Below are 25261 nucleotides of genomic sequence, written 5' to 3'. Positions count from 1 at the left end.
TCAATGCTTGAACATCACATGCCGCACCACCGTGTAGTCCTCCAGCCCATACATGGACATGTCCTTGCCATAGCCGGAACGTTTCTGACCGCCATGGGGCATTTCACTGACGAGCATGAAGTGGGTGTTCACCCAGGTGCAACCATATTGCAGGCGTGCCGACAGGCGATGGGCGCGGCCGATGTCGGCGGTCCAGACCGATGAAGCCAGGCCATAATCCGAGTCGTTGGCCCAGGCCAGCACTTGCGCTTCGTCGAGGAACGGGGTGACGGACACCACCGGCCCGAAGACTTCCCGCCGGACGATTTCGTCATCCTGCTGGGCGTCGGCCAGCACCGTCGGTTCGAAGAAGAACCCGTTGCCGTCCACGGCCTTGCCACCGGTGACCAGGCGGATATGCGGCTGGGCGATGGCCCGCTCGACGAAAGCGGCCACGCGGTCGCGGTGCTGGGCGGTGATCAGCGGGCCCATCTCGGTGTCGGACGCGGTTTGCAGGCCGTACTTGATGCTGCCCACCGCGGCGCCGAGTTTCTCGACGAACTGCTCGTAGATGCCTTGCTGGGCATAGATGCGGCAGGCGGCGGTGCAGTCCTGGCCGGCGTTGTAGAAGCCGAAGGTGCGGATGCCCTCCACGGCCGCGTCGATGTCGGCATCGTTGAAGATGATCACCGGGGCTTTGCCGCCCAGTTCCATGTGCATGCGCTTGACGCTGTCGGACGTGCTGGAAATGATGTTCGAGCCGGTGGCGATGGAGCCGGTCAGCGACACCATGCGCACTTTCGGGTGGGTGACCAGCGGGTTGCCGACGGTCTGCCCACGGCCGAAGATCACGTTGAGCACGCCAGCCGGGAAAATCTCCGACGCCAGTTCCGCCAGGCGCAGGGCCGTGAGCGGGGTTTGCTCCGACGGCTTGAGCACCACGGTATTGCCGGCGGCCAGGGCCGGGGCGATTTTCCAGGCGACCATCATCAGCGGGTAGTTCCATGGCGCGATGGAGGCGATGACGCCCACCGGGTCGCGACGGATCATCGACGTGTGCCCCGGCAGGTACTCGCCGCCCGCCGAGCCGCTCATGCAGCGGCTGGCACCGGCAAAGAAGCGGAACACGTCGGCAATCGCCGGGATCTCGTCGTTCAGCGCGGCGCTAAGGGGTTTGCCGCAGTTGTCCGACTCCAGCTTCGCCAGTTCTTCGCCGTGGGCTTCGATGGCGTCGGCCAGCTTGAGCAGCAACAGGGAACGGTCCTTGGGCGCAACCTGCGACCAGCTGTCGAAGGCGCTGTCGGCCGCACGCACGGCGGCATCGACCTGGGCTTCGCTGGCCTCGTTGATTTCCACCAGCACTCGCCCCAGCGAGGGGTTAAACACGGCCTGGCCGGGGCCTTCGCCGTCTACCAGGTGGCCGTTGATCAGCAGTTTGGTTTGCATGTCCAAGTCCTCTTGAATGTTTCCCAAATCCCCTGTGGGAGCGAGCTTGCTCGCGATAGCGGTGGTCATTCACCCTTTGCAGCGACTGACTCGACGCCTTCGCGAGCAAGCTCGCTCCCACAGGATTGCGGTTCCCCAGTGAGCGATCACTGTTGATTATTTCCCGCCGCTACCGGCCACGCTCTCACCTCCACGGGTCAGGTAGTACGCGCCCAATATCGGCAACATCGTGACCATCATCACCAGCATCGCCACTACGTTGGTCACCGGCACGTCGCGCGGGCGGCTGAGCTGGTTGAGCAGCCACAGCGGCAGGGTGCGTTCGTGGCCAGCGGTGAAGGTGGTGACGATGATTTCGTCGAACGACAGGGCGAAGGCCAGCATCCCGCCGGCCAGCAGTGCCGACCCCAGGTTAGGCAGGATGATGTAGCGAAAGGTCTGCCAGCCGTCGGCACCCAGGTCCATCGAGGCCTCGATCAGGCTGTGGGAGGTGCGGCGCAGGCGGGCGATCACATTGTTGTAGACGATCACCACGCAGAAGGTGGCGTGGCCGACGACGATGGTGAACATTCCCGGTTCGATGCCCAGGGTCTTGAAGGTCGCCAGCAGGGCAATGCCGGTGATGATCCCCGGCAAGGCAATCGGCAGGATCAGCATCAGCGAAATGCCCTGTTTACCGAAGAAGTCGCGACGGTACAGCGCCGCCGAAGCCAGGGTGCCGAGCACCATGGCGATCAGCGTGGCGATGGCCGCGACCTGCAACGACAGCTTGATCGCCTCCAGCACATCCGGGCGCGAGAAGGCGACGCTGAACCACTTCAGGGTCAGGCCCTTGGGGGGGAAACTGAAGGCCGCGTCCTCGGTGTTGAAGGCATAGAGGAAGATGATCAGGATCGGGAAATGCAGGAACAGCAGCCCGCCCCACGCTGCGATCCGCAAGCCCCACGAGGCTCGGTCTTGAGAGTCAGAGCGCATCGAAAGCTCCCAGTCGCTTGACGATGGATAGATAGACCGCGATCAGCACGATAGGCACCAGCGTGAACGCCGCGGCCATGGGCATGTTGCCGATGGCGCCTTGCTGGGCGTAGACCATGCTGCCGACGAAGTAACCCGGCGGGCCCACCAACTGGGGCACGATGAAATCCCCCAGGGTCAGCGAGAAGGTGAAGATCGAGCCGGCGGCAATGCCCGGGATCGACAGCGGCAGGATCACCTGCGTGAACGTCTGGCGTGGCCTGGCGCCCAGGTCCGCCGAGGCTTGCAGCAGCGAGGGCGGCAGGCGCTCCAGGGACGCCTGGATCGGCAGGATCATGAACGGCAGCCAGATGTAGACGAACACCAGGAAACGCCCCAGGTGCGAGGTGGACAAGGTGCTGCCACCCACGCCTGGGATCCCCAGCACGAACTGCAACACCGGCCCCAGGCCCAGGTGCTGGACGAACCACTGCGCCACGCCGCCCTTGGCCAGCAGCAGCGTCCAGGCGTAGGCCTTGACGATATAGCTGGCCCACATCGGCAGCATCACCGCGATGTAGAAAAACGCCTTGGTCTTGCCGCGGGTGTAGCGCGCCATGTAGTAGGCGATCGGGAACGCGACGATGGCGCTGGCGATGGACACGGCAATCGCCATGCTCAGGGTGCGCAAAATAATGTCGAAGTTCGAGGGCTGGAACAGCGCCGCGAAGTTCGCCAGGGTCAGGTCCGGCGTGACCGCCATGGTGAAGTCATCGAAGGTGTAGAACCCCTGCCACAGCAAGGTCAGCAGCGAGCCGAGGTAGATCGCGCCGAACCAGAGCAGCGGCGGCACCAGCAACATCGACAGGTACAGGTTGGGCCGTCGGTACAGCAGGTTGGCAAAGCGCCGCAGCGGCGAACCGGGCGCAGGCGCTTGGGTGATGGCCAGGGTGTTCATCTCACACCTCGCCACTGACGGTGTCGTGCAGCGCGACCATCGCCTCACGGGCCCAGCGAACACTGAGGGGTTGGCCGGTCTGGTGCTGGGCTGCGTTGTCGAGCCACTGGGTGTTGGCCTGGCTGAGGTTCAGGGTCTGGCCGTTGGCAAGTTTCAATTCGTAGCGTGTGGCGCTGCCCTGGTACTGGATGTCGTGCAGCAGGCCGTGGACCTCGATCTCATCGCTGGCCAACGGGCCCTCGGCGAAACGCACGTGTTCCGGGCGGATCGAGAACGGCTGTGGATAACCGCTCAGTTCCCGGGCCAGCTCGCCACGAATCACGTTGGAGGTGCCGACGAATTCGGCGACGAAGGTGGTCGCCGGTTTCATGTACAGGTTGCGTGGGGTATCGACCTGTTCGATGCGCCCCTTGTTGAACACCGCCACGCGGTCGGACATCGACAGCGCTTCGGTCTGGTCGTGGGTGACGAAAATGAAGGTGATGCCCAGCTGGCGTTGCAGCTTCTTCAATTCGCCCTGCATCTGTTCGCGCAGCTTCAGGTCCAGGGCGCCCAAGGGTTCATCGAGCAACAACACCCGCGGACGGTTGACCAGCGCCCGGGCCAGGGCCACGCGTTGGCGTTGACCGCCGGAGAGCTGCACCGGCTTGCGTTCGCCATAGCCACCCAAGGCCACCATTTCCAGGGCTTCGTTGGCGCGCTGGATGCGCTCGGCCTTGGCGACGCCTTTGACTTTCAAGCCGTAGGCCACGTTGTCACGTACGTTCATGTGGGGGAAAAGGGCGTAATCCTGGAAAACGGTGTTCACGTCCCGCTGATACGGCGCGAGCCCGGTGGCTTCTTCGCCGTGGATGCGAATCGAGCCGGCACTGGGTTGCTCGAACCCGGCGATCAGCCGCAGGCAGGTGGTCTTGCCCGAGCCGGACGGGCCCAGCATGGAAAAGAACTCGCCGTCCTGGATATCAATGGAGACCCGGTCAACGGCTTTCACATCGCCGAACTGACGGGATACCTGGGTGAACTGGACTGCAAGCGTCATGGTGCGGGGCTCCAAAAACGGGGCTTGTGTTGAACATGGCTGAATCGTCGGGCGAGGGGCTTGGTGGGAGCAAAGCTTGCTCGCGATACGGGCGTCTCGGTTTTCCAAGAAGCCGCGTCCTCTTCATCGCGGGCAAGCCTTGCTCCCACACAGCAAACTACACCGGCTGATTGGGCTTAGCGCCCACCCATGATCGCAATGTAGTCCTGGGTCCAGCGGCTGTACGGCACGAACTTGCCGCCCTCGGCCTGTGGGGTTTTCCAGAAGGCGATCTTGTCGAACTGATCGAAGCCGTTGGTCTTGCAGCCTTCGGCGCCCAGCAGTTCGCTGCCCTTGCACGCTGCCGGCACCGCAGGCAAGGAACCGAACCACGCGGCCACGTCACCCTGGACTTTCGGTTGCAGCGACCAGTCCATCCACTTGTACGCGCAGTTGGGATGCTTGGCCTCGGCGTGGAGCATCGTCGTATCGGCCCAGCCGGTGGCGCCTTCTTTCGGAATGGTCGAGGCGATCGGTTGCTTCTCGTTCATCAGGCCGTTGACCTGATACGGCCAGGCACCGGACGCCACCACGCCTTCGTTCTTGAAGTCGCTCATCTGCACAGTGGTGTCGTGCCAGTAGCGGTGGATCAACGGCTGCTGAGCCCTCAGCAATTCCAGCACGGCCTTGTACTGGGCTTCGTCGAGTTGGTACGGGTCCTTGATGCCCAGTTCAGGCTTGGCGGTCTTGAGGTACAGCGCCGCGTCGGCGATGTAGATCGGGCCATCGTAGGCTTGCACGCGCCCCTTGTTCGGCTTGCCGTCGGGCAGGTCCTGGGCATTGAACAGCACGCTCCAACTGGTGGGCGCCTGCTTGAACACGTCGGTGTTGTACATCAGCACGTTCGGGCCCCATTGGTAGGGGGTGCCGTAGGTCTGCTGGTTGACCACGTACCACGGCGCATCCTTCAGGCGCGGGTCGAGATTCTTCCAGTTGGCGATCAGCGCGGTGTTGATCGGCTGCACGCGCTTGCCGGCAATCAGCCGCAACGAGGCGTCGCCGGAGGCGGTGACCAGGTCATAGCCGCCCTTGGTCATCAGGCTGACCATTTCGTCGGACGTGGCGGCGGTTTTCACATTGACCTTGCAGCCGGTTTCCTTCTCGAAACCGCTGACCCAGTCGTAGGCCTTGTCGCTTTCGCCGCGTTCGATGTAACCCGGCCAGGCAACGATATCCAGTTGACCTTCGCCGGCACCGACGGCCTTGAGCGGTTCGGCGGCCTGGAGGCTGACGCTGGTCAGCAGCGCCGTGGTGAGTGCACTGAGCAATACGGTCTTGTGCGCGTACATGGAAATCCCTCTTGCTTTAATTATGGTCGGGGCAGTGTTCGAACCGGGTGAAGCGCCATGGCTGGCCTGTTATTAGAGTAGTTCTGTTAGCTACAGATGCTGGCCGTGGCGGGCCATGATGTGGCGCACCACGCTGTAGTCCTGGAGCGAATCGCTGGACAGGTCTTTCCCATAACCCGAACGTTTCAGGCCGCCGTGGGGCATTTCGCTGACCAGCATGAAATGGCTGTTGATCCAGGTGCAGCCGTATTGAAGCCGCGCCGCCACCTGCATGGCCTTGTCCAGGTTCTGCGTCCACACCGAGGAGGCCAGGCCGTATTCGGAATCGTTGGCCCAGTCCACCGCCTGGCTGAGTTCGTCGAAACGGGTCACGGTGACGACCGGGCCGAACACCTCGCGCTGGACGATTTCATCGCTTTGCTTGCAGCCGGCCAGCAGCGTGGGTTGGTAATAGAAACCGGCGCCGGAATGCACCGCCGCGCCGGTGATGCGTTCGATGTGCGGCTGGCCGAGGGCGCGCTCGACAAAACTGGCCACGCGGTCGCGCTGGCGGGTGCTGATCAGCGGGCCGATCTCATTGTCGGCGTCGCGCTTGCCGGCAAAGCGCAGGCTGCTGACCGCCGCGCCGAGCTCGGCCACCAGGCGGTCGTGAATCCCGTCCTGGGCGTAGATCCGGCAGGCTGCGGTGCAATCCTGCCCGGCGTTGTAATAGCCGTAGGTGCGCACGCCTTCGACCACGGCCTGGATGTCGGCGTCGTTGCACACGATCACCGGCGCCTTGCCGCCCAGTTCCAGGTGCGTGCGCTTGAGGGTTTTCGCCGCCGCCTGGAGGATCTTCTGCCCGGTGACGATGTCGCCGGTCAGCGAGACCATGCGCACTTTCGGGTGGCTGACCAGATGGCTGCCCACACCTTCGCCGCCCCCGCAAATGATATTGATGACGCCTCGCGGCAGGATCCTGGCCAGTGCCGGGGCCAGGGCCAGGATCGACAGCGGCGTGTGTTCCGAGGGCTTGAACACCAGCGTATTGCCGGCGGCCAGGGCCGGGGCGATTTTCCAGGCGGCCATCATGATCGGGTAATTCCACGGTGCAATGGACGCCACTACGCCGATTGGGTCGCGGCGCACCATGCTGGTGTAGCCGGGCAGGTATTCGCCACTGAGCTGGCCGGTCTGGCAGCGCACGGCGCCAGCGAAGAAACGGAACACGTCCACCGTGGCGCTCAGGTCATCCTGGCGCGCCAGGTGCAGCGGCTTGCCGCAGTTCAGGGATTCGAGGCGGGCCAGCTCATCGGCGTTCTTTTCGATGGCGCTGGCGATGTCCAGCAACAGGTTCGAGCGTTGTTGCGGCGTGGTGCGCGACCAGCCGTCGAAGGCGCGATGGGCGGCGAGGATCGCGGCTTCCACCTGTTCGGTGCTGGCCTCGGCGACGTGAGCCACCACTTCACCGGTGGCCGGGTTGAGGATCGGTTCGACAAGGCCTTCGCCGGCAACGAACTCTCCGTCGATCAGCAACGCGGTGCACAACGGGGTTTGCGTGCCAGCCATGTCCGATTTCTCATTTAAGGGTGATGACTACTGCCAGTTAAAAATAGTCCCTGTGGGAGCTGAGCTTGCTCGCGATAGCGGTCTGTCAGTTGAATCAATTTTGCCTGACCCACCGCTATCGCGAGCGAGCTCAGCTCCCACAGGAAGGGGGGCGTAATCAGATTAGGGCTCAGCCCCGAGGCCGACAAATTCGAAATACTCAAGGCTGCATTCGATTAAATAGATGGCTTGCGCCCGCCATGAGGTTGTTCCCGGGCGACGGCCAGGAACGGGTCGACCGACGCCGGTCGCGCCGTGCCCCGGCGCCAGGCCAGGCCTACGTCGAGGGTCTGGTTGAGGTCGGCGATCGGTCGGGCTTCGATGATGTCGCCTTCCAGCGACCAAGGGCGGTAGGTCATGTCCGGCTGGATCGACACACCCAATCCCGCCGCCACCAGGCTGCGCACCGCTTCGGTCGAGGCGGTGCGCAGGGTGACCCTCGGTTGCAGGCCGGCGCCGCGCCACAGGCGTTGGGCGTTGCGGTCCATTTCATCGACGTTCAGCTGGATCAGTGGTTCGCGGGCCACGTCGGCCAGGTTGATGCTGTCGTGCTCCAGCAGTGGGTGCTGCGCCGGCAACCACAAGCGGTGTGGCGAATGGGTCAGGACTTCGGTCTGCAACGCGTGGCGGTCTTCCAGGTTGGACAGGATCAGCACCCCGACATCGATTTCGCCGCTGACCAGCAAATGCTCGATGTACGGCCGTTCGTCCTCCATCACGCGGATCTCCACGTTGGGGTAGGCACGCTGGAAACGGGTGAGCAGGTCCGCCAGGTAATAGCCGGCGACCAGGCTGGTGACGCCAATGGTGACTTGGCCGGCCACCTGATCGGTGCTTTGTTGCAGGCTGCGCTTGGCGTTGTCGACGGTGGCCAGGATCACATGGGCCTGGCGCAGGAATTGATGGCCCTGGTGGGTCAGGGTCATGCCCTTGGCATGGCGGCTGAACAGGCTGACGCCGATGTCCTGCTCCAGTTGCTGGATCGCCAGGGTCAGGGTGGACTGGGAAATGAACGCCGTTTGCGCAGCAGCGGAGATGGAACCGGTTTCGGCCACGGCGATGAAGTGGCGGATCTGACGCAGGGTCATCATGGGCGTATACCCGGTGGGTGATTTTTATCGATGTGCTGGAGTGTATATCGTTTTTTTAGAAGGGTAGGTGAGTGCGTCTTTGAATGAGCCAGGCAACATCTGGAAGCAATCTCGCCTGCGGCGTCAGGGCACTTTCGATCTAGGCTGGGGGCCTTACGTTGACCCGACAATGTGGAGGCAACAAATGAACACCCGTGGATTGCTCGATCAGCTTCTCAAGTCCGGCCAGGAAATGTTGCAGAACAAGGCTGGCGGCTCACAGGGCAAGTCGTCCGGCGGCCTGGGCGGGTTGCTCGGCGGCTCCGGCAACCTGGGCGGGATGCTTTCCGGCGCGGGCGGCGGGGCCCTGGCCGCCGGGGCCATGGGCCTGTTGCTGGGCAACAAGAAAGCCCGCAGCTTCGGTGGCAAGGCCCTGGCCTACGGTGGTTTGGCTGCCTTGGGCGTGATCGCCTACAAAGCCTATGGCAACTGGCAGGCCCAACAGGGCACCGCGCCGAAAACCGAACCGCAGACCCTCGACCGCGTGCCCCCGGCGCAGGTGGAACAGCATAGCCAGGCGATCCTCAAGGCCCTGGTGGCGGCGGCCAAGGCCGATGGTCATGTGGACGAGCGGGAGCGGCAGTTGATCGAAGGTGAATTCACCAAGCTCGACAACGACCAGGAGCTGCAACACTGGCTGCACGCCGAACTCAACAAACCCCTGGACCCCACCGACGTCGCCCGCGCCGCCAGCACCCCGGAAATAGCCGCGGAAATGTACATCGCCAGTGTGATGCTGGTGGACGAGGAAAACTTCATGGAGAAGTCCTACCTCGACGAACTGGCGCGCCAACTCAAGCTGGAGCCGGGGTTGAAGGTGGAACTGGAAAAACAGGTGCGCCAGGCGACCGCCTAAACAGCCCCAACGCTATTCCCTGTGGGAGCGAGCTTGCTCGCGATGGCGCCCGGTCAGTCGCAGCATTTTTGACTGATACACCGTTATCGCGAGCAAGCTCGCTCCCACAGTGGTTTTGGGGTGTTTGGCAGCCCTGTGTCCCAACGCTATTCCCTGTGGGAGCGAGCTTGCTCGCGATGAGGCCCGGTCAGTCGCAGCGTTTTTGACTGGTACACCGCTATCGTGAGCAAGCTCGCTCCCACAGGGATGGACTCCATCGCGAACCTCGGCCTGTCAAAAATCCTCCCACGCCGCCATACAGACGCCACGCCGCCCTCGGCTATACTCCCCAGCATTTCAAGTGCCCGAGGTTTTACTGTGAAGAATTGGACATTGCGCCAACGCATCCTGGCGAGTTTTGCGGTGATCATCGCCATTATGCTGCTGATGGTGGTTGTCTCTTATTCACGGTTGTTGAAGATCCAGGACAGTGGAGAAAAGGTCCGGACCGATGCGGTGCCAGGGGTGTATTTCAGTTCGATGATCCGCGGTGGCTGGGTCGACAGCTATGTCCTGACCCAACAGATCGTCGGCCTCTCGGGGAACCGGGAAATCACCGCCGAGGACAAGGCCCGCTACCAGGGTTTCGAGCAGCACCTGCGCGAAGAGATACAGAACTACCAGAAGTTGATCCAGAACCCGGCCGACCAAGTCTCTTTTGACGAGTTCGAAGTCAATCACCAGGACTTCAACAAGGCCCTGGCGAAGGTCCTGGACCTGTATCAGCGCAAGGATTACGAAGGGGCGCGACTGGCGCTGAACACAGAGCTGACGACGGCGTGGCTCGACGGCCGCGGGCATTTGAATCAAATCATCGAGCGTAATCGCGAGCTGGCGGAAAGCGCCACCCAGACCATTGGCGACGCGGTGACGGCGGCCAAGGTCGCCATGGGCCTGTCGTTCCTGGTTGCGCTGATCGTCGCCGTACTGTGCGGGTTGTTGTTGATGCGGGCGATCATGGCGCCGATGAACCGCATCGTCGAGATCCTCGCGATCATGCGCAGCGGCGACCTGAGCGGGCGCCTGAACCTGGCGCGCAAAGACGAATTCGGCGCCGTGGAAACCGGCTTCAACGACATGATGGCTGAACTGACCTCGCTGGTGTCCCAGGCCCAGCGCTCTTCCGTGCAGGTCACCACCTCGGTCACCGAGATCGCCGCCACCTCGCGCCAGCAACAGGCCACGGCCACCGAAACCGCCGCCACCACCACCGAGATCGGCGCGACGTCCCGGGAAATCGCTGCCACCTCCCGGGACCTGGTGCGCACCATGACCGAAGTCTCCACCGCCGCCGACCAGGCCTCGGTGGCTGCCGGCTCCGGCCAGCAGGGCCTGGCGCGCATGGAGGAAACCATGCATTCGGTGATGGGCGCCGCCGACCTGGTGAACGCCAAGCTGGCGATCCTCAACGAGAAGGCCGGCAACATCAACCAGGTGGTGGTGACCATCGTCAAAGTGGCCGACCAGACCAACCTGCTGTCCCTCAACGCGGCCATCGAGGCCGAGAAGGCCGGTGAGTACGGGCGCGGTTTCGCCGTGGTGGCCACGGAAGTGCGGCGCCTGGCCGACCAGACCGCGGTGGCGACCTATGACATCGAGCAGATGGTGCGCGAGATCCAGTCCGCGGTGTCGGCCGGTGTGATGGGCATGGACAAGTTCTCCGAAGAAGTGCGCCGGGGCATGGCCGAAGTGCAGCAGATCGGCGAGCAACTGTCGCAGATCATCCATCAGGTCCAGGCCCTGGCCCCGCGGGTGTTGATGGTCAACGAAGGCATGCAGGCCCAGGCCACCGGCGCGGAGCAGATCAACCACGCCTTGGTGCAACTGGGCGATGCCAGCAGCCAGACCGTGGATTCCCTGCGCCAGGCCAGTTCCGCCATCGACGAGCTGAGCCAGGTCGCCGTGGGGCTGCGCAGCGGCGTCTCGCGTTTCAAAGTCTGATGGGCGAAATCGATCCCCGGCGCGGCGCCGCACCGACGGCCCGCCAGTCGTTGTTCCTGGTGTTCTGCATCGGCAACGAACGGTACGCCCTGCAGGCCATCGATGTGGTGGAGGTGCTGCCGCGCTTGCCCCTCAAACCGATTGCCCGGGCGCCGTCCTGGGTGGCGGGGGTGCTTGCCTGGCGCGGCACGATGGTGCCGGTGATCGACCTGTGCGCCCTGACGTTCGGCCAGAATGCCGAGGCCCGGACCAGCACACGATTGGTGCTGGTGCGTTATCGAAGCGACGGGCAACAAGCTGGGCACGTGCTGGGATTGATCCTGGAACAGGCGACCGACACCGTGCGTTGTGATCCGGCCGATTTCAAACCCTATGGCCTGGACAATCGGCAGGCGCCGTACCTCGGCCCCGTACGCGAGGATGCCCACGGGTTGCTGCAATGGGTGCGGGTCAATGACCTGCTCGATGAATCCGTTCGGGCGCTGCTGTTTCCTGCGCCGCCGCTGGACCTCGACGACCTCGGGCCAACGCCATGAACGACGATCAACGTTTTTTCGATTTTCTCAAGGAGCGCATTGGCCTCGACGTGACCTCCGTCGGCACCGCGATCATCGAGCGGGCCGTGCGCCAACGGATCAGTGCCGTGCCCGGGCGAACCGCCGATGAATACTGGCAGGCCCTGCAGCATTCGGCCCCGGAGCAGCAGGCGCTGATCGAAGCGGTGATCGTCCCGGAGACCTGGTTCTTCCGCTACCCCGAATCCTTCGCAACCCTCGCCAGGCTGGCCGTCAAGCGCCTGGCCGAGATCAAGCACCTGCGTGCGCTGCGGATCCTCAGCTTGCCGTGCTCCACGGGCGAAGAGCCGTATTCCATCGCCATGGCCTTGCTCGACGCGGGCCTGGGGCCCCATCAGTTCAAGGTCGATGGCCTGGACGTCAGCCCGCTGTCGGTGGCACGGGCCAAGGACGCGCGCTACGGCAAAAACTCCTTCCGTGGCGCCGACCTGGTTTTTCGCGAACGGCATTTCGACGTCGCAGACGAGGGTTACCGCCTCAGTGAACGGGTGCGTGAACAGGTGCGCTTGCAGGTGGGCAACCTGCTGGATCCGGCCTTGTTGGTGAACGAGGCACCTTACGATTTTGTGTTCTGTCGCAACTTGCTGATCTATTTCGACCAGCCGACCCAGCAGCAGGTGTTCGAGGTGCTCAAGCGCCTGACCCATCAGGACGGCGTGCTGTTTATCGGCCCCGCCGAGGGCAGCTTGCTGGGACGCCTGGGCATGCGCTCGATCGGGATAGCCCAATCGTTCGCCTTCAGCCGCCACGGGGCTGCGGAGCCTCAACCGTTGCCAGCGTTGATGCCGCCGCCGTTGCCGGTTCGTCAGCCGCCGCCCCGGGTCGTTGCGCCGGTGATTCGGCCGCGGCCGTTTGCCGCGAACGTCACGCCGATTGCTCCACCCAAGAGCAGCGACGCCGCGACCTTGCTGGCCAATATCGCCGCCCTGGCCAACGGTGGCAAAAGCGCCGAGGCCCGTGCGGCGTGCGAAGAGTATTTGCGCAGCCATGCGCCGAACGCCCAGGTGTTCTATTGGCTGGGCCTGCTCAGCGACATGGCCGGCAGCGCGCTTGAAGCCCAGGGTTTTTATCGCAAGGCGCTTTATCTTGAACCGCAACACGCCGAGGCCCTGGTGCATCTGGCGGCGCTGCTGGCTTCCCAGGGAGACGCGGCCGGAGCCCGTCGATTGCAGGAACGCGCCGCCCGTAGCGGGCGCACGGTAGACAGTGAGCACAAACGATGAGCGGTTCGGCTTCTTACAACGTCACCCATGACGATGCCCAGGCAATCGATGATTGCTGGAATCGCATCGGGGTGCATGGCGATAAATCCTGTCCACTGTTGGTCGAGCATATCCACTGCCGCAATTGCTCGGTGTATTCGGCGGCCGCCACCCGGCTGCTCGACCGTTACACCTTGCCGCAGGATCAACGGGACTTGTCCCTGGCCCCGGTGGACAACGAGGTGGTCACGCGCTCGCTGCTGATGTTCCGCCTCGGCGAGGAATGGCTGGGCCTGACGACGCGCAGCCTGGTGGAAGTGGCTCCGTTGCAGCCGATCCACTCGTTGCCCCACCAACGCTCACGGGCCTTGCTGGGGGTGGCGAATGTGCGCGGGGCACTGGTGGCCTGCCTGTCGCTGGTGGAGCTGTTGGACCTGGAGCCCGGCGCGGCGGTTACCGGTACACGGGTCATGCCGCGCATGTTGATTGTCGCGGCCAAGGGTGGGCCGGTGGTGGTGCCGGTGGATGAGGTGGACGGCATCCACGCCATCGATGAACGCATCCTGGCGAGCGCTTCGCCATCGGCGGGCAAATACACCCGTGGCGTGTTGCCCTACAAAGGCCGCAGCCTGCGCTGGCTGGATGAAGAACAGCTGCTGTCCGCCGTGGCCCGGAGCCTGTCATGACCCCTGACCAGATGCGCGACGCCTCATTGCTGGAACTGTTCAGCCTGGAAGCCGAAGCCCAGGTCCAGGTGCTGAGCACCGGCTTGCTGGCGCTGGAGCGCGATCCGACCCAGGCCGAATACCTCGAGTCGTGCATGCGCGCGGCGCACTCCCTCAAGGGCGCGGCACGGATCGTCGGGGTGAACGCTGGCGTCAGCGTGGCCCACGTCATGGAGGATTGCCTGGTCGGTGCCCAGGAGCGGCGCCTGGTGCTGGGGGCCGAGCACATCGACGCCTTGCTGCAAGGCACCGACCTGCTGACGCGCATCGCCACGCCGGGCAACAACGTCGGCGCCCCGGATATCGATGCCTATGTGGCGTTGATGGGGCGATTGCTCGACCCCAACGCTGCACAACTGCCAGCGCCGGTACCGACAAGCATCGAGGTGCCTGTCGACCCCATCGGTGTCGAGCTGCTCGTTCCGGAACCGTTCGCGACAGCGGAGCCGGCTTCGAAGAGTAAACGGGTCACCGAAGGCGGCGAGCGGGTCTTGCGGGTCACGGCCGAACGTCTCAACAGCTTGCTCGACCTGTCGAGCAAGTCTTTGGTCGAGACCCAGCGCCTCAAGCCCTGGCTGGCGACGCTGCAACGGCTCAAGCGCCAGCAAGGCACTGGCTTGCGCGCCCTTGAAGAGTTGAACGTGCACCTCAAGGACCATGCCCTGAGCCTGCAGGCCCAGGAAGCCCTTGGCGATGCCCGCCGCTTGCTCGCCGAGACCCAGCAGTTGCTGGCGCAGAAAGCCGCCGAGCTGGATGAATTCGCCTGGCAGGCCAGTCAACGGGCGCAGGTGCTGTACGACACGGCGCTGGCCTGTCGCATGCGGCCGTTCGCCGATGTGCTTTCGGGCCAGGTGCGTATGGTCCGTGACCTGGGCCGCAGCCTGGGCAAACAGGTACGCCTGGAGATCGAAGGCGAGAAAACCCAGGTCGATCGCGATGTGCTGGAAAAGCTCGAAGCGCCACTGACCCACTTGCTGCGCAACGCCGTGGACCACGGCATCGAAGCACCGGAGCAACGGATACTGGCCGGCAAGCCCGCCGAAGGCCTGATCCGCCTGCGCGCCTCTCATCAGGCTGGCCTGCTGGTCTTGGAGTTGGTGGACGACGGCGCCGGGGTGGACCTGGAGCGGGTGCGCCGCAGCATCGTCGAGCGCGGTCTTTCCCCTGAGCAAACCGCCGCCAGCCTGAGCGAAGAGGAACTGCTGACCTTCCTGTTCCTGCCCGGTTTCAGCCTGCGCGACAAAGTCACCGAAGTATCCGGGCGCGGCGTCGGCCTGGACGCCGTCCAGCACATGGTCCGGCAGTTGCGCGGGGCGGTGGTGCTGGAGCAGACGGCGGGGGAGGGCAGTCGTTTCCATCTCGAGGTGCCGCTGACGCTGTCGGTGGTGCGCAGCCTGGTGGTGGAAGTCGGCAGTGAGGCGTACGCCTTTCCCCTGGCTCACATTGAACGCATGTGCGACCTGGCGCCGGAAGACATCGTCCAGGTCGAAGGGCGTCAGCATTTCTGGCACGAAGGCCGGCATATCGGCTTGGTCGCCGCCAGCCAGTTGCTCGATCGCCCGTCGACGCAGAACGGCGGCCAGACCCTCAAGGTTGTGGTGATCCGCGAGCGCGAGACGATCTACGGGGTGGCGGTGGAGCGGTTCATCGGCGAGCGAACCCTGGTGGTCCTGCCCCTGGACGAACGCCTGGGCAAGGTCCAGGACATTTCCGCCGGGGCCCTGCTCGACGATGGCTCGGTGGTGTTGATTATCGATGTCGAAGACCTGCTGCGCTCGGTGGAAAAGTTGCTCGATACCGGGCGCCTGGAGCGCATCGCCCGGCAGAACCAGGCCCAGGCCCCGCGCAAGCGGATCCTGGTGGTGGACGATTCCCTGACCGTGCGCGAGCTGCAACGCAAGTTGCTGCTCAATCGCGGCTATGACGTGGCGGTGGCGGTGGATGGCATGGATGGCTGGAATGCATTGCGCTCAGAGGATTTCGACTTGTTGATCACCGATATCGACATGCCGCGCATGGACGGTATCGAGCTGGTGTCGTTGTTACGGCGCGACAACCGCTTGCAGTCGCTGCCGGTGATGGTGGTGTCCTACAAGGATCGTGAAGAAGATCGTCGCCGTGGCCTCGACGCCGGCGCCGACTATTATTTGGCCAAGGCGAGCTTCCACGACGACGCCTTGCTCGACGCCGTGGTTGAACTGATCGGAGGGGCGCGCGCTTGAAGATCGCCATCGTCAATGACATGCCCCTGGCGGTCGAGGCCCTGCGTCGCGCCTTGGCGTTCGAGCCGGCGCATCAGCTGGTCTGGGTGGCCGTCAACGGGGCCGAGGCGGTGCAGCGTTGCGCCGAATACACCCCTGACCTGATCCTGATGGACCTGCTCATGCCGATCATGGATGGCGTGGAGGCCACCCGGCGGATCATGGCCGACAGCCCCTGCGCTATCGTGATTGTCACCGGGGACAGCCAGCAGAACGTCCACCGGGTGTTCGAGGCCATGGGCCATGGCGCGCTGGATGTGGTCGATACCCCGGCCCTGGGTGTTGGTAATCCGGCGGACGCGGCTGCGCCGCTGCTACGCAAGATCGCCAACATCGGCTGGCTGATCGGTGAGCGCAACAGGCATGAACGCCCCGCGCCAGCGGCGCAGCGTACGGCGGTGTCGCGCAAGAGCCTGGTGGCCATCGGGTCATCGGCGGGCGGGCCGGCGGCGCTGGAAGTGCTGCTCAAGGCGTTGCCGCGGGACTTTGCCCCAGCGATCGTGCTGGTCCAACATGTGGACGAGGTGTTCGCCGCGGGCATGGCCGAGTGGCTGGGCAGCGTGTCGGGCCACACGGTGAGCCTGGCCCGGCACGGCGAGACGCCGCAAAGTGGCACGGTGTTGCTGGCCGGGACCAACCATCATCTGCGTTTGTTGAAGGACGGCACACTGGCCTACACCGCCGAGCCGGTGAACGAGATCTACCGGCCCTCCATCGACGTGTTTTTTGAAAGTGTCGCCCAGTACTGGAGCGGTGACGCGGTGGGCGTATTGCTCACCGGCATGGGCCGCGACGGTGCGCAAGGGCTTAAACTCATGCGCCAGCAGGGCTACGTGACCATCGCTCAGGACCAGCGCAGCAGCGCGGTGTATGGCATGCCCAAAGCCGCGGCCGCCATCGATGCCGCCGTCCATATTCTTGCCCTGGACGCCATCGCGCCACGGCTGTTGGAGATTGTGACCCCATGAAGAACCCCGCGAGCCTTGCCCCGGGCCGTACCCAGGTAAGCCACCATGATGAATGACCTGCAGCTCGACGATTTCAAGCGCGATGAGAACGCCGCCATGGTCTTGCTCGTCGACGATCAGGCGATGATCGGCGAAGCGGTGCGGCGCGGGCTGTCGAATGAAAAAAACATCGACTTCCATTTCTGCTCCGACCCCCACCAGGCCATCGCCCAGGCGATTCGTATCAAGCCGACGGTGATTCTCCAGGACCTGGTGATGCCCGGCCTCGACGGCCTGAGCCTGGTGCGCGAGTACCGTAACCATCCCGCCACCCGCGATATTCCGATCATTGTCCTGTCCACCAAGGAGGACCCGCTGGTCAAGAGCGCGGCGTTCGCCGCCGGGGCCAACGACTACCTGGTCAAGTTGCCGGACAACATCGAACTGGTGGCGCGCATCCGCTATCACTCGCGTTCCTACATGATGCTGTTGCAGCGCGACGCGGCCTATCGCGCACTGCGGGTTAGCCAGCAGCAGCTGCTCGACACCAACCTGGTGCTGCAACGGTTGATGAACTCCGACGGCCTGACCGGGCTGTCCAATCGCCGGCATTTCGATGAGTACCTGGAGCTGGAATGGCGCCGGGCGATGCGCGACCAGAGCCAACTGTCGCTGCTGATGATCGACGTGGACTACTTCAAGGCCTACAACGACAACTTCGGTCACCTGGAGGGCGACGAAGCCCTGCGCAAGGTCGCCACGGCGATCCGCGAGGCGTGCAGCCGTCCGTCCGACTTGCCGGCCCGCTACGGCGGCGAGGAGTTCGCCCTGGTGCTGCCCGGCACCTCGCCGGGCGGCGCCCGGTTGATGGCCGAGAAACTGCGCCAGAGCGTCGTCGCCCTGAAAATCCCCCACACCACGCCCGACGGCGGCGAGAACCTGACCATCAGCATTGGTGTCTCGACCGTCACGCCGCAGCAAGGTGGCGATTGCCGGCAACTGATCTCGGCGGCGGACAAGGGGCTGTACCTGGCCAAGCACAATGGGCGTAATCGGGTGGGGGTCGAATAATACAGCTGGGCGAGTTGGCTTTTGTGGTGAGGGATAAGCTTGTGGGAGCAAGGCTTGCCCGCGATGAAGGCACCTTATTTCCACTTGAAACCGCACCGACTTCATCGCGGGCAAGCCTTGCTCCCACAGCTCACTTGTTACGAGCGATCTGCGCTGAGCAAGCCTCAATCCTCTAAAGCCGCCAGGCGGGCTGCCGCTGGCGCTTGATTACGTTATACTCGCCGGCTTTCAAAAGTTCGCCAACGAGTGCTGCCCGCCATGGAAATCAACCCGATCCTTAACACCATCAAGGACCTGTCCGAGCGCTCCGAAACTATTCGGGGGTATCTTTGACTACGATCAAAAGCATGAGCGCCTGACCGAAGTCAATCGCGAGCTTGAAGATCCGAATGTCTGGAACAACCCTTCGTACGCCCAGGAACTGGGCCGCGAGCGTTCTGCGCTGGCGCAGATCGTCGAGACCCTGGACGAGTTGTCCAGCGGCCTGGCCGATTGCCGCGACCTGCTGGACATGGCTGTCGAAGAGAACGATGAAGGCGCGGTCGGCGATGTCGTCGCCGAGCTGACACGCCTCGACGAGAACCTCGCCAAGCTGGAATTCCGCCGCATGTTCAGCGGCGAGATGGACATGAACAACGCCTACCTGGACATCCAGGCCGGTTCCGGCGGCACCGAGGCCCAGGACTGGGCCAACATCCTGCTGCGCATGTACCTGCGCTGGGCTGACAAGCGCGGTTTCGACGCCACCATCATGGAACTGTCGGCCGGTGAAGTCGCCGGGATCAAGGGCGCCACCGTGCACATCAAGGGCGAATACGCCTTTGGCTGGCTGCGGACCGAGATCGGCGTGCACCGCCTGGTGCGCAAGAGCCCGTTCGACTCCGGCAACCGTCGCCACACCTCGTTCTCGGCCGTGTTCGTTTCGCCGGAAATCGACGACAACATCGAAATCGAGATCAACCCGGCGGACCTGCGTATCGACACCTACCGTTCCTCCGGGGCCGGTGGCCAGCACGTCAACACCACCGACTCGGCGGTACGGATTACCCACGTACCGACCAACACTGTGGTCAGCTGCCAGAACGAGCGTTCCCAGCACGCCAACAAAGACACCGCGATGAAGATGCTGCGGGCCCGCCTGTACGAGCAGGAAGTGCAGAAACGCAACGCGGCGTCCCAGGCGCTGGAAGACACCAAGTCGGACATCGGCTGGGGTCACCAGATCCGTTCGTACGTGCTCGACGCCTCGCGGATCAAGGACCTGCGTACCAGCATCGAACGCAGCGATTGCGACAAGGTGCTCGACGGCGATATCGATGAATACCTGATCGCCAGCCTCAAACAAGGGCTGTAACGCGACACCCATGCGGCGGGCGGGCACGCTTCCATCAAGAAGCGCGGCTCGCTCGCAAACTCCGGCCCGGGCCGGGGGCAACGAACCTGTGATGGAATCCTTAAAGACATGAGCGACCTAGAACTCGACCCGCAAGCCCTGCAACAGGAAGAAAACTCCCTGATCGCCCTGCGCAAGGAAAAGCTTGCTGCCGAGCGCGCCAAGGGCCAGGCCTTCCCCAACGACTTCCGCCGCGACGCCTACTGCGACGTCTTGCAGAAGCAGTATGCGGACAAGACCAAGGAAGAGCTGGCCGAGGCGGCGATTCCAGTCAAGGTGGCCGGTCGTATCATGCTCAATCGTGGTTCGTTCATGGTGATCCAGGACATGACCGGGCGCATCCAGGTCTACGTCAACCGCAAGACCCTGTCGGAAGAAACCCTGGCTGCCGTCAAGACCTGGGACCTGGGCGACATCATTGCCGCCGAAGGCACCCTGGCTCGTTCCGGCAAGGGCGACCTGTACGTCGAGATGACCAGCGTGCGCCTGCTGACCAAGTCCCTGCGCCCGCTCCCGGACAAGCACCACGGCCTGACCGACACCGAGCAGCGCTATCGCCAGCGCTACGTCGACCTGATCGTCAACGAAGACGTGCGCCAGACGTTCCGCGTGCGCTCGCAAGTCATCGCCCACATCCGCAGCTTCCTGATGAAGCGTGACTTCCTGGAAGTCGAGACGCCGATGCTGCAGACCATCCCTGGCGGTGCGGCGGCCAAGCCGTTCGAAACCCACCACAATGCCCTGGACATGGAAATGTTCCTGCGCATCGCGCCGGAGCTGTACCTCAAGCGGCTGGTGGTCGGTGGCTTCGAGAAAGTCTTCGAGATCAACCGCAACTTCCGTAACGAAGGTGTTTCGACCCGGCACAACCCCGAGTTCACCATGCTCGAGTTCTACCAGGCCTACGCCGACTACGAAGACAACATGGACCTGACCGAAGAACTGTTCCGCGAGCTGGCGCAGCTTGTTCTCGGGACTACCGACGTGCCGTACGGCGACAAGGTGTTCCACTTCGGCGAGCCGTTCGTGCGCCTGTCGGTGTTCGACTCGATCCTCAAGTACAACCCTGAGATCACCGCCGCCGACCTGCAGGACATCGATAAGGCCCGTGCCATCGCCAAGAAGGCCGGCGCCAAGGTGCTTGGCTTCGAAGGCCTGGGCAAGCTGCAAGTGATGATTTTCGAAGAACTGGTCGAGCACAAGCTGGAACAGCCGCACTTCATCACCCAGTACCCGTTCGAAGTGTCGCCGCTGGCCCGTCGCAACGACGAGAACCCAAGCGTGACCGACCGTTTCGAGCTGTTCATCGGTGGGCGTGAAATCGCCAACGCCTATTCCGAGCTCAACGATGCCGAAGACCAGGCCGAGCGTTTCATGGCCCAGGTGGCCGACAAGGACGCCGGCGACGACGAAGCCATGCACTACGATGCCGACTTCGTGCGCGCCCTGGAGTACGGCATGCCGCCGACCGCCGGCGAAGGCATCGGCATCGATCGCCTGGTGATGTTGTTGACCAACTCACCGTCGATCCGGGATGTGATTCTCTTCCCGCACATGCGGCCTCAAGCGTAAGTGCTTCAACTAAAAAGCCGCCTGGAAGGGCGGCTTTTTATTGCCTGTCTGGTACAAACGTATCAATTGGTTAGTTTTTCAAAGAGCGAGGAAGACCTGTCGTGAATCGTGCAATGGCTTCAGAAGGTGCAGCGGGCGTCGCCACGGCTGTCGCTGAAAGTGTTCAGTACCAGGGCCGCAAGGCCAGCCGACAGGGCAGTGAGCAGCGTCGCCAGGAGATTCTCGATGCGGCCATGCGCATTGTCGTGCGCGATGGCGTGCGTGCGGTGCGTCACCGCGCGGTGGCCGCTGAAGCGGGCGTGCCGCTGTCGGCCACCACGTATTATTTCAAGGACATCGATGACCTGCTCACCGACACCTTCGCCCAGTACGTGGAACGTAGCGCGGCGTTCATGGGCAAGCTGTGGGCCAACAACGAAGGCCTGCTGCGGGAAATGGTCGCCTATGGTGACGGCAGCGCCCAATCGCGCTCGCAACTGGCGGACGACATTGCCCGGATGACCGCCGACTACGTGCGGCATCAGCTGGACAGTCGTCGTGACTACCTGATGGCCGAGCAGGCCTTTCGCCAGGAAGCCCTGCTCAACCCGCGCCTGGCGGAGTTGGTGCGTTCCCACCAGCAGATTTTGTTGCACGGCACGTGTCAGTTTTTCCAGGTATTAGGCTCCCGCGAGCCGCAACAGGATGCCAAAGTGTTGACGGCGATTATCGGACGGATGGAATATCAGGGCTTGCTCAATGGCGCCGAGCCGGTCGCCGATGAAGATATGCTCGGCATCCTGACCCGCTACATGCACCTGGTACTGGCGTCGGTGTAATCCCGACGGGTTCACCACAGCTCTTGTGGCGAGGCGCCACCTGCCATAGGGAGTTCAAATGAAAGCCTGGCGTGCCGTTGTACTGGCCGTGTCGTTGCTGCTGCTCAGTGGCTGCCTGGTGTCGTTCAAGGCGCCGTTGCCTGACAGCGAGGCCGCGCCCGCGGGCCTGCTCGGCCACTGGACCAGCACCAATGCCTGGGGCGAACCGTTGAACCTGGAGCTGACGCAGGTCGGCAAGCACCGCTACCAGGCCATCAGCTACTTCAGGGCCAGGCCCCATGAGCGCGAAGCCATTCCCCTGACCGTCTCCCGTCACGGCAGCCGCTGGTACCTGTCGGCCAAGGTGCCGGCCCGCTATGGCGGCCATTTCCTGATTGCCGGTTTCGAATTGACCGATAAACAGGAACTGGTGGTCTACAACCTGGACCTGGAGCAGATCAACCAGGCCATCGGCCAGAAGCTCCTCAGCGGCCAGCCGAACCAGAGCGAGGAGGGCGAAGGCGTGTTGGTGGACAGCGACATGAACAAGGTTTTCAGCTACCTCGACGACCCGGCCAATTCCGATGTGTTCTCGGAAGCCGTGCGTTACCAGCGACTGGCCAAATCCCAATAATTGCTACAAGCGGACGTTTTTTCACAGGAGTTCCGGGTGGACGATTACCAGCAGACGATACGCACCTTGTCCGATCGCATTGTGCTGGCGCAAACGCCGATTCGCATCCTCGATGCGGTGAAGTGGGACGAGAGCATCCGTAAAGGATTTCTCAAGGCCAAAGGCAAGGAAATGCCTGCGGTGGATCGCGACTATTACCTCAACCGGCCACTGTCCTTCGATTCCAGCAAGGTGAAGCTGGAGTTCCAGAACATCGAGCGCGACATTACCCGACAACTGGGGCAGTTCAACCCGGTTGGCCAGATCATGCGCCGCATGTGCAAGGAATACCGCATGGTGGTGCGCATGCTCGAAGCCCGTGGCACCGAGGATTTCGGGCTGATCTCCCAGGAACTCTATGGCGCCGCCTCCGATGCCTTCCACGCCGGCGACCCGACCTTGGCCGACCTGGGCCTGATGCTTTCCGATTACCTGAACAACATCGATGGCCGTGGCGACCTCAAGGACGAGCCGAAAGTCCTCAGCGCCAAGGAAGCCGTCAGCCTGTTGCAACACCGTCTCAACCGGGTGTTCGGCGAAGCCGAGGAAACCATCCGGGTGTTCGAGTCCGATGGCATCGTGGCCGACGCGGCGGCGGGCGCGGACTACATCAAGATCCGCACCGATGCGATGTTCAACGAACGCGATGTGCGGGCGCTGGAGGTCCATGAAGGGCTGGTGCACGTCGGCACCACCCTCAACGGCCTGAACCAGCCGATCTGCACCTTCCTGTCCAAGGGCCCGCCCTCGTCCACGGTGACCCAGGAAGGCCTGGCGATCCTGATGGAAATCATCACTTTCGCCTCCTACCCCAGTCGCCTGCGCAAGCTGACCAACCGCACCCGGGCCATTCACATGGTGGAGGAGGGCGCCGATTTCCTGCAGGTCTTCGAGTTCTTCCGCGAGCAGGGTTTTGAAATGGCCGAAAGCTACGGTAACGCCAGCCGGGTGTTCCGTGGCTCGGTGCCGACCGGGCTGCCATTCACCAAAGACTTGTCCTACCTCAAGGGCTTCATCATGGTTTACAACTACATTCAGCTGGCCGTGCGCAAAGGCAAGCTGGAGCAGGTGCCGCTGCTGTTCTGCGGCAAGACCACTCTTGAGGACATGCGCACGTTGCGCCAGTTGGTGGACGAAGGCCTGGTGGTGCCGCCCAAGTACCTGCCCGAGCAGTTCCGCGACATGAACGCCCTGTCGGCCTGGATGTGTTTCTCCAACTTCCTGAATCACCTGAGCCTGGATCGGATCGAAGCGGATTATTCCAATATCCTTTGAACACAATACCTACCCCCTGTGGGAGCGAGCTTGCTCGCGATAGCATCAGGACAGTCAACACAGCCGTGACTGACATACCGCTATCGCGAGCAAGCTCGCTCCCACAAGGGGGTTATGTTTCAACCCTGATCTTGCGAGGTTTCACCGGATGCGAACCCTCGGCATCATGTGCCTGTTGCTGGCCCTGAGCGGTTGCAGCTCACTGCTGTTCTACCCCGAGCGCGGCCTGCCGTTTACCCCCGAGCGGGCCAAGCTCGAGTACCGCGACGTCACCCTGACCACCGCTGACGGCCTCAAGCTCCGAGGCTGGTGGCTGCCCGTCAAGCCAGGCGTGGAGGTCAAGGGCACGGTGCTGCATTTGCACGGCAACGGCGGCAACCTGGCCTGGCACCTGGGCGGGAGCTGGTGGTTGCCGGAGCAGGGTTACCAGGTGTTGATGGTCGATTACCGGGGGTACGGCGTGTCCGAAGGCGAGCCGAGCCTGCCGGCGATTTACCAGGACATCGACGCCGCGTTCCAATGGCTCGACCAGTCGCCCGAGGTCCAGGGCAAGCCGCTGGTGCTGCTCGGCCAGAGCCTGGGCGGTGCGCTGGCGGTGCATTACCTGGTGGAACATCCCCAGCGGCAACGGCAGCTCAAGGCCCTGGTGCTCGATGGCGTGCCCGCCAGTTACCGCGACGTCGGGCGGTTTGCCCTGAGCACATCGTGGCTGACCTGGCCGCTCCAGGTGCCGTTGTCGTGGCTGGTGCCGGACGGTGACAGCGCGATCAGTTCCGTGGCGCAATTGAATGGCGTGCCGAAATTGATCTACCACAGCCTGGACGATCCCATCGTGCCTCTTTCCAACGGCATCCGCCTGTATCAAGCTGCGCCGCCACCGCGGGTCCTGCAATTGACCCGCGGCGGCCATGTGCAGACATTCGCCGACCCGACCTGGCGCACCGTGATGCTGCGCTACCTCGACGACCCCCAGCACTTCGACGGCCTGCGCCGCCTGGGCGAAGTCCCGAACTACCCGAAATCCCCCGTTGAATCACCAGAGAACCCGCAATGAGCGAAGAACGTAACGCCATCCCCCTGATCATCACCGGTATCTGCAGCATCCTCGGCACCGTTGCTGTGCTGTGGTACTACGGCTACCTGCACTTCGCCAAGCCCGAGGACGCATTGCTGCTCAACCAGTTCACCATGCTCAAGACCGTGCCGGGAGAGGACTACAAAGTGTCCCTGGAACCGGCCCCTCAGGTCGCCCAATGCATCGACGGTGTACTGGTGTTGTTCGACACCGAGCAGAAAGGCCTGACCGGTGTGCTGATCAACGAGAAGAAGCGCGCGGTGCGCTGCATGGGCCAGGAGACGCCGCAGAAGCTTCAGCCGTAATGCCCTGAATGTCGGTGATCCCTGTGGGAGCGAGCTTGCTCGCGATAGCGGTGGATCAGTCAGCACCTATGTCGACTGGCCTGCCGCCATCGCGAGCAAGCTCGCTCCCACAGGGGGATACGACCGGCTCAAC

General features: G+C 63.4%; 22 protein-coding genes. 15 read left to right on the top strand and 7 right to left on the bottom strand.

Going from position 1 to position 25261, the window contains the following annotated elements:
- The 7 genes from J4E53_RS00890 to J4E53_RS00860 form a co-directional block, all read right to left on the bottom strand.
- Positions 1 to 1425, bottom strand: a complete 1425-nt coding sequence (locus J4E53_RS00890) for a gamma-aminobutyraldehyde dehydrogenase (RefSeq protein ID WP_060739044.1) — start codon at positions 1423 to 1425, stop codon at positions 1 to 3.
- A gap of 156 nt (positions 1426 to 1581) precedes the next feature.
- A complete protein-coding gene (locus tag J4E53_RS00885; protein ID WP_060739043.1) occupies positions 1582 to 2400 on the bottom strand; it encodes an ABC transporter permease in 819 nt (272 codons plus the stop codon).
- Positions 2390 to 3337, bottom strand: a complete 948-nt coding sequence (locus J4E53_RS00880; protein WP_072408186.1) for an ABC transporter permease — start codon at positions 3335 to 3337, stop codon at positions 2390 to 2392. Before J4E53_RS00880 ends, J4E53_RS00885 begins: the two co-directional genes overlap by 11 nt.
- A gap of 1 nt (position 3338) precedes the next feature.
- The gene (locus J4E53_RS00875) at positions 3339 to 4376 is read right to left on the bottom strand and encodes an ABC transporter ATP-binding protein (protein ID WP_060739041.1); all 1038 of its coding nucleotides are present in this window, start codon (positions 4374 to 4376) and stop codon (positions 3339 to 3341) included.
- 176 nt (positions 4377 to 4552) lie between these two features.
- Positions 4553 to 5704 (bottom strand): putative ABC transporter substrate-binding protein YdcS, encoded by a 1152-nt coding sequence (gene ydcS / locus J4E53_RS00870; protein WP_060739040.1) that lies wholly within the window; start codon positions 5702 to 5704, stop codon positions 4553 to 4555.
- Positions 5705 to 5794: 90 nt separating this feature from the next.
- Positions 5795 to 7252, bottom strand: coding sequence for a gamma-aminobutyraldehyde dehydrogenase (locus J4E53_RS00865; RefSeq protein ID WP_103307904.1), 1458 nt, complete (start codon positions 7250 to 7252; stop codon positions 5795 to 5797).
- 215 nt (positions 7253 to 7467) lie between these two features.
- Entirely contained in the window at positions 7468 to 8382 is a 915-nt protein-coding gene (locus J4E53_RS00860; protein ID WP_060739038.1) for a LysR family transcriptional regulator, read from the bottom strand.
- 184 nt (positions 8383 to 8566) lie between these two features.
- Between J4E53_RS00860 and J4E53_RS00855 the strand changes: the two genes are divergently transcribed.
- The 15 genes from J4E53_RS00855 to J4E53_RS00785 all read left to right on the top strand — a co-directional run bounded on the left by J4E53_RS00855 (position 8567) and on the right by J4E53_RS00785 (position 25128).
- Positions 8567 to 9277, top strand: a complete 711-nt coding sequence (locus J4E53_RS00855) for a tellurite resistance TerB family protein (protein ID WP_060739037.1) — start codon at positions 8567 to 8569, stop codon at positions 9275 to 9277.
- A gap of 357 nt (positions 9278 to 9634) precedes the next feature.
- Positions 9635 to 11257, top strand: coding sequence for a methyl-accepting chemotaxis protein (locus J4E53_RS00850; protein WP_103307903.1), 1623 nt, complete (start codon positions 9635 to 9637; stop codon positions 11255 to 11257).
- On the top strand, positions 11257 to 11793 hold the full coding sequence (locus tag J4E53_RS00845) for a chemotaxis protein CheW (protein ID WP_103307902.1): 537 nt from the start codon (positions 11257 to 11259) through the stop codon (positions 11791 to 11793). Before J4E53_RS00850 ends, J4E53_RS00845 begins: the two co-directional genes overlap by 1 nt.
- Positions 11790 to 13055 carry a protein-glutamate O-methyltransferase CheR gene (locus J4E53_RS00840; RefSeq protein ID WP_103307901.1) on the top strand — a complete coding sequence of 422 codons (1266 nt, stop codon included), beginning with the start codon at positions 11790 to 11792 and terminating at the stop codon, positions 13053 to 13055. The genes J4E53_RS00845 and J4E53_RS00840 overlap by 4 nt, the downstream gene beginning before the upstream one ends.
- Entirely contained in the window at positions 13052 to 13720 is a 669-nt protein-coding gene (locus tag J4E53_RS00835; RefSeq protein WP_060739033.1) for a chemotaxis protein CheW, read from the top strand. Before J4E53_RS00840 ends, J4E53_RS00835 begins: the two co-directional genes overlap by 4 nt.
- A complete protein-coding gene (locus tag J4E53_RS00830; protein ID WP_103307900.1) occupies positions 13717 to 15981 on the top strand; it encodes a hybrid sensor histidine kinase/response regulator in 2265 nt (754 codons plus the stop codon). The genes J4E53_RS00835 and J4E53_RS00830 overlap by 4 nt, the downstream gene beginning before the upstream one ends.
- The gene (locus J4E53_RS00825) at positions 15978 to 16988 is read left to right on the top strand and encodes a chemotaxis response regulator protein-glutamate methylesterase (RefSeq protein WP_103307899.1); all 1011 of its coding nucleotides are present in this window, start codon (positions 15978 to 15980) and stop codon (positions 16986 to 16988) included. The genes J4E53_RS00830 and J4E53_RS00825 overlap by 4 nt, the downstream gene beginning before the upstream one ends.
- A 48-nt stretch (positions 16989 to 17036) precedes the next feature.
- A complete protein-coding gene (locus J4E53_RS00820) occupies positions 17037 to 18038 on the top strand; it encodes a PleD family two-component system response regulator (RefSeq protein WP_060743078.1) in 1002 nt (333 codons plus the stop codon).
- A 258-nt stretch (positions 18039 to 18296) separates the two neighbouring features.
- A protein-coding gene (gene prfB, locus J4E53_RS00815) for a peptide chain release factor 2 (RefSeq protein WP_095963568.1) occupies positions 18297 to 19392 on the top strand; the annotation gives its coding sequence in 2 pieces (ribosomal slippage) (positions 18297 to 18368 and positions 18370 to 19392; 1095 coding nt in all).
- A gap of 108 nt (positions 19393 to 19500) precedes the next feature.
- Complete coding sequence (gene lysS, locus J4E53_RS00810) at positions 19501 to 21003, top strand: lysine--tRNA ligase (RefSeq protein ID WP_060739030.1); 1503 nt, start codon at positions 19501 to 19503, stop codon at positions 21001 to 21003.
- Between the two features lie 101 nt (positions 21004 to 21104).
- A complete protein-coding gene (locus J4E53_RS00805) occupies positions 21105 to 21821 on the top strand; it encodes a TetR/AcrR family transcriptional regulator (protein ID WP_103307898.1) in 717 nt (238 codons plus the stop codon).
- A 58-nt stretch (positions 21822 to 21879) separates the two neighbouring features.
- Complete coding sequence (locus tag J4E53_RS00800; protein ID WP_103307897.1) at positions 21880 to 22434, top strand: hypothetical protein; 555 nt, start codon at positions 21880 to 21882, stop codon at positions 22432 to 22434.
- A gap of 36 nt (positions 22435 to 22470) precedes the next feature.
- Complete coding sequence (locus J4E53_RS00795; protein ID WP_014336757.1) at positions 22471 to 23748, top strand: flavohemoglobin expression-modulating QEGLA motif protein; 1278 nt, start codon at positions 22471 to 22473, stop codon at positions 23746 to 23748.
- Positions 23749 to 23896: 148 nt separating this feature from the next.
- On the top strand, positions 23897 to 24802 hold the full coding sequence (locus J4E53_RS00790; protein WP_103307896.1) for an alpha/beta hydrolase: 906 nt from the start codon (positions 23897 to 23899) through the stop codon (positions 24800 to 24802).
- Positions 24799 to 25128, top strand: a complete 330-nt coding sequence (locus tag J4E53_RS00785) for a hypothetical protein (protein ID WP_030139524.1) — start codon at positions 24799 to 24801, stop codon at positions 25126 to 25128. Before J4E53_RS00790 ends, J4E53_RS00785 begins: the two co-directional genes overlap by 4 nt.
- Positions 25129 to 25261 lie beyond the last annotated feature (133 nt).

Source organism: Pseudomonas sp. FW305-28, from assembly GCF_017351395.1.
In the GTDB taxonomy this organism is placed as follows: domain Bacteria; phylum Pseudomonadota; class Gammaproteobacteria; order Pseudomonadales; family Pseudomonadaceae; genus Aquipseudomonas; species Aquipseudomonas fluorescens_AA.
Note: the sequence above shows the minus strand (reverse complement) of the source record. Positions and strands in the feature narration are given on the sequence as shown.